4 protein-coding genes and 1 pseudogene are annotated in these 5,783 nt (G+C 43.9%); 1 reads left to right on the plus strand and 4 read right to left on the minus strand.

Features of this window, described 5'->3' with window-relative positions:
- Positions 1-137: 137 nt before the first annotated feature.
- Positions 138-902, minus strand: a pseudogene (locus tag O9295_RS17985) (IS5 family transposase); the annotation flags it as partial.
- A 422-nt stretch (positions 903-1,324) separates the two neighbouring features.
- Here O9295_RS17985 and O9295_RS17990 point away from each other — a divergent pair.
- A complete protein-coding gene (locus O9295_RS17990) occupies positions 1,325-3,178 on the plus strand; it encodes a hypothetical protein (protein ID WP_288034282.1) in 1,854 nt (617 codons plus the stop codon).
- A gap of 199 nt (positions 3,179-3,377) precedes the next feature.
- On the opposite strand, the gene O9295_RS17995 is transcribed toward O9295_RS17990, so the two are convergent.
- From O9295_RS17995 to O9295_RS18005, 3 genes are all read right to left on the minus strand, one after another.
- Positions 3,378-3,719 (minus strand): DUF760 domain-containing protein, encoded by a 342-nt coding sequence (locus O9295_RS17995; RefSeq protein ID WP_002796237.1) that lies wholly within the window; start codon positions 3,717-3,719, stop codon positions 3,378-3,380.
- Positions 3,720-4,046: 327 nt separating this feature from the next.
- Positions 4,047-5,210, minus strand: coding sequence for a GuaB3 family IMP dehydrogenase-related protein (locus tag O9295_RS18000; protein ID WP_288034285.1), 1,164 nt, complete (start codon positions 5,208-5,210; stop codon positions 4,047-4,049).
- A gap of 82 nt (positions 5,211-5,292) precedes the next feature.
- Complete coding sequence (locus O9295_RS18005; protein WP_041804354.1) at positions 5,293-5,529, minus strand: hypothetical protein; 237 nt, start codon at positions 5,527-5,529, stop codon at positions 5,293-5,295.
- Positions 5,530-5,783: the final 254 nt, after the last annotated feature.

Below are 5,783 nucleotides of genomic sequence, written 5' to 3' on the forward strand. Positions count from 1 at the left end.
GAGTGGTCGGGGGGAAAATTCCGGGACTTTTTCCCTGAAAATTAGGTAATTTACCCGATGAAAATGGGTAAAACCCCACACCCCACACCCCACACCCTACACCCTGCCCCTAGGAAAAACTTTTTCAGCAGACCCTATTTACAGGATAAGATTTTCAAGATTTTGAGTTTCCTATTTATAGGTTCAATGATAATCATTTCTTTGGCTAAAGCCTTGTTATAAAGCTTCTCTAACTCTGTTAATTTTCTATTTTTCGGTTTCTTTTTCGGTGTATAACTATTACTATGGTATGCAGCTATTCCCTGATAACCACTGTCTTCTTTGCTAGTAGTTAAAGGATGAAAACGAATTCGACTTTTTTTAAATAAACTAAAATCATGACCTCTACTTTTCCCACAAAAGACACAGATAATTTCCCCGGTATTTTTATCAGCTACTAATTGGGATTTTCAAGTATGATAACCTCTTTTACCCCCAAAAAAATCTTTCTGTTTCTTTTGGGGGCGTTCCCTGGGAGTTTCCGTTACATCCATTACCGTTACGACTGGTATCTCTGCTTGATTTAGTAGAGCTTTTTTTCCTTTTAAACGGAAGTTTCCCGATTGTCAAAGCATTTTTTCCGTCTTATTTACAATCCGACCTATAGTTGATTCTGATATTTGACCGCTTGTACCAATGTGAAAAGATGTTCTATATTCTCGCCAATATTCTAACGTTACTAAAACTTGTTCTTCTATAGATAGTTTAGGTTTCGGTCCCCTTTTAGATACTGAATTAGATTCAGCTTTAACACTTTTTACTGATTCTACCATCTTTCTATATGTTTGTTTATACACGCCGAAACGGCGTTTGAACTGTTCATCTGATAAGTCTTGATAATCCATACTTTTGCTAATAAACATAGCAAAAGTATAGATGATACTAAATCCTGTTATTAAAGACTGATTATCTATTCCTGCTTTTGCATGAGTGCCTATCCTCATAAGTAGCCTATACTCAACGGATTTAGTATGATTTCCTGACCTAAGATCACATTTTATTCTTTTTTCCACTTCCATCTAAAAATTGAGAAAAAAGCCAAACCCTCCATTATACAATAAAAAAATTATGCAAGAGGTCTAGTGAAGTCGCTGGTTTCGCTCTAATCTTTACGGGGCAAGTCTTTCAACCGATTTTACTCCTGCACTCCCGAAAAATTGAGCGAACGATGAGTCCTGACTCGGAGAATACTGACTCGGAGAATACTGACAGCTTTCTTTTGCCTTTGGCCTTTTTACTTGCTATAAAGTAGGTTTATTGAAGAAGTGGAGGGAATCATCATCCTATGGCGATAATGAAAAAATCATTTAGACAAAGACTGGCAGAGATTTTCGGGTTTGACCTGCGATCGCTGGCTTTATTTCGCATTGCCTTGGCGTTAGTGGTTTTAGTAGATTTATCGGTTCGTTTTAGCCAAGTAACTGCCCATTACAGCGGATTGGGGGTTTTACCCCTAGAAAGCTTATCGAAAGTCTCTGCCAGTCCTTTTTACTGGTCTATTTTTGCTCTCAGTGACTCGGTGCTGGTGCAGAGTATCCTGTTTATTGTCGCTATAGCGATCGCATTATTGCTGTTAATTGGCTATCATACCCGTTTAGCCACGATCGCCACTTGGGCGCTAATCGTCTCTTTACATCATCGCAACCCCCTGTTACTATTTGCCGCCGATGACGTAATCCGGGCAGTATTATTCTGGGCGATGTTTTTACCCCTTGGTGCCTGTTATTCCGTGGAAAGTGCCTTAAACACCAATCCCAACCCCCTACCCAAGCGTGTGGTTTCGGCTGCCACGGTGGCTTTTATGATACAGGTGTGTTACATCTATATGTGGTCAGCGGCCTTTAAAACCAAAAGTGAGACTTGGTGGCCCGACGGTACAGCCGTTTATTACTCTCTCAGTTACGATCAATACGGTACTGCTTTTGCCGGTTTTTTACGATCTTTACCGCCACAATTACTAGAAATCCTCACCTTTTCAGCGTTAATCTTGGAATGGGTGGGTCCACTGCTAATTTTTATTCCCTTTCGCAATAGTTTCTTTAAAATAGTCGCTATTCTCTCGTTTATTCTCTTACATATCGGTTTTGGTCTCAGTTTTCATCTGGGAATTTTCCCGTTTTTGAGTGTTACCCATTGGTTGCCCATCATCCCTAGCTTAGTCTGGGATTGGGGACAAAAACGGATAATAAACCCAGAAAGAGAAGGTTTAAGGATTAATTATGATCGAGATTGTGGATTTTGCAAAAAAGTTGTTCATCTTCTCCGCACTTTTCTCATTTTACCCGGCACTCCCCTGTTAGTCGCTCAGGATAACCCCTCAATATACGAGGATATGGTGGCCGAAAATTCTTGGGTGGTGGAAGATTGGCAGGGAAAACGTCAGTTTAAATGGTCAGCATTGGTTTATATTGTCAGTCTTTCGCCAATTTTCTGGTTTTTAGCACCAATTTTGCGTTTACCGCCCCTTATGGCCGTGGGAACGAGAATTTATGAGTGGATTGCCTCCCATCGTCGTTTTATGGGCAATTTCACCAAACCTCTCAAGTTTCGTCCCCTGACGATTAAATCCTCTTTACCTTTAAATATTTTGGTAATTTTCTTCTTATTGTTGACCAGTATCTGGAATTTACGCAGTTTTGTCCGGCAATCGGCCATTAGAGGCGATTTAAATACACCTTTAATTCAGTCCCTCGATCGCTTGCTCACCCGTCGTACTTTTAATACAATTGATATTCTGGCAAAAGTTAGCCGTTTGGACCAATATTGGACTATTTTTGCCCCTTCTCCCCCTCGCGATGATGCTTGGTTTGTGGCAGTAAGTCAATTAGCCGATGGTTCCACGGTAGATTTATTTAGGGAAGGACAGCCGGTAATTTGGGATAAACCCACCGAAAGCGATCGCAATCGTTTGTATAAAACCATGCAGTGGCGACAATATTTTATTAATCTTAATCGAGCTATCGGTCGGTCAGTTTATGGAGAGTTTGGTCAGTATCTCTGTCAAAACTGGAATCAGCAGCACGGTAGTGATCAACAGATTAAATCCCTGCAACTTTATATCATGCGGGAAAGGACTGTCCCTCCCGGAGAAAAACAGGGAATCGAAAAAGAACTACTCTGGCAGCAAAACTGTCTTTAATCAGTTATCAGTTATCAGTTATCAGTTATCAGTTATCAGTTATCAGTTATCAGTTATCAGTTATTAGTTATCAGTTATTAGTCAGATAAAAGTTATATGGCTAACTAATGCAATAAAAGACAACTAAAAATGGACAACTGATAGCTGATTACCGATTGCTTCTTTTTCCCTTTCCAACTAACCTAACTACCGCTCAACTTTAAACATCGCTAGAACCACTCTGGAGACTAGCGAGGGATTTTTCAAAATTCATTCTCTGTTCAGCATTGCGGAGAAAGTAACCACTCATCATTGCTGAGGCCAATAACCGGCCCAGATGTTCGCGACTGGTACTGATAGTGACCCCGAAATGTTCCGAAGGAAGGTTGCCCAAAAGTCCGATAATGTTGCGTTCCATCACTTGGAAAACCTCTTGGGACTCCGGTTTCGAGAGTTGGGCGATTGTTTCTGGACTTAAGGTCTGGACATACTGCCACAAACTCTCGGAAAATTCACTATCGGTACCGAATAAATTGTGAGGGCGATCGTTTTCTCTATACACCTTTGATCTCCTTAACTCAATTTTTTTAAATTATCCTTTTGGTTCTTCCAATTTCCAATTGGGAGCATCTCACCTTTGTAACCCCTAAATCAGGTTTTATGTCAAGCTATTTTGAAAGCCTTGCTAGAAACCAGTTTTAGGGACAAGTATAATTACTCGCTTGCATAAATGAGATGCTCCCTTCCAATTTAACAGTTTTTTGAGATAGTGGGGGTCGGTAGAACCGAACCTGAAGGTGATGGTAATCCCAAGCAGAAAATCCATCTCTGGCAAAAATCAAAAACTGCTCCGAGAAGCAGATAACCGCTCACTGTTCACCGATAACTTTTATTTACCCATACCTAACTGCTGGGCCTTTTGATAGACTTTACCCTCCGTCAGCAGCGAGGGGGCAATCACCACTTCCACCTGTTGCATTTCCTTTAAGTTCTTAGCACCCAAAGTTCCCATACTGGTTTTCAGCGCCCCCAAGAGGTTATGAGTACCATCATCTAATTTTGCCGGTCCAACGAGGATTTCGGCAATAGTTCCCGTACTGCCCACACTAATTCGGGTTCCCCGGGGTAGAACCGGACTAGGTGTGGCCATACCCCAGTGAAAACCGCGGCCGGGGGCCTCCACGGACCGGGCAATGGGAGAACCAATCATCACCGCATCGGCGCCACAGGCGATACATTTGCAGATATCACCGCCGGTAATAATGCCACCATCGGCAATAACGGGGACGTATTTACCGGTTTCTTGGAAAAAATCGTCCCTAGCGGCGGCACAATCGGCCACAGCAGTGGCTTGGGGAACTCCCACCCCTAAAACGCCGCGAGAAGTACAGGCGGCCCCCGGACCGATACCGACCAAAACCCCGGCTGCCCCGGTTTTCATCAGGTTAAGGGCGACTTCGTAGGTGACGCAGTTGCCCAAAACCACGGGAAGGGGCATTTCTTGGCACAGTTGCACTAAATCGAGGGGGGTGATAGCTTCCGGGGATAAATGGGCAGTGGAAACAACGGTTGCTTGGACAAAGAGAATATCGGCCGCTGCTTGGGCGACGATAGCACCGTATTTGACGGCACCGGCAGGGGTGAGGCTAACTGCCGCAATACCGCCTTTTTCTTGAATTTCTTGGATACGAAGCTCGATTAGTTGCGGTTTAATCGGTTCTGCGTAGAGTTCCTGCATTAAACCGACGAATTCTGCTTTGCCGACTGCGGTAATGCGATCAAGAATCGGGTTAGGATCCTCGTAACGAGTTTGAATACCTTCGAGGTTTAGTACCCCTAGCGCCCCCAACTCGGAGAGAAGGACGGCCATTTTAGTATCCACCACCCCATCCATAGCGCTGGCGATAATCGGGATTTCCCGCTCGATATTGCCGAGAGACCAACGGGTATCGGCTAAACTAGGATCGAGGGTTCGCACTCCGGGTACAAGTGCGATTTCATCGATACCGTAAGCTCTACGGGCTGTTTTGCCCCGACCAATAATTGTATCCACGTTTCTATACTATTTCAGACCTATTTAGCCTAGACTAGCAAATTTCGCACCATCTCGAACAGCTTTTCGGTATTATTGCCGACTAGGCCCTGGGAAAATAATCGCCGCAGTCGATCGCTTGTTCGGTGTTGGCGCTCCTGGGTTGTACACTACATTTGAGGCGATAATCGTTGGTAAAGTAGCGGCAGTGGGAGCAAGGGATGGAGTGCATCCGTCGGGCAACTTGCCAACTATCGCGCACGGCACTGGCTAAAGACCAGCAAACTAAAGCGATAATGGCAGCGGCGATTGAAAAACGTAAAATAATCCAGATTTCCATGGCGAGCAACTAAAATTACCTGATGTGGATGGGAATCAACCGAGGCAATTGGCAGAGGGTTAGATACTGAACAGTTTCCTTAGGGTTTGCTGAAAAAGCTTTTCCTGGGGGCTGGGTGTGGGGTGTGGGGTGTGGGGTGTGGGGTTTTACCCATTTTCAGGGGGTCAATTACCTAATTTTCAGGGAAAAAGTACCTGAATTTTCCCCCCAATCACTCCAAAGGTCGGCACTTTTTGAGGGAAAACAAGTCTAAA

Source organism: Microcystis sp. LE18-22.4A (assembly GCF_027531105.1).
GTDB classification, from domain to species: Bacteria; Cyanobacteriota; Cyanobacteriia; order Cyanobacteriales; family Microcystaceae; genus Microcystis; species Microcystis aeruginosa.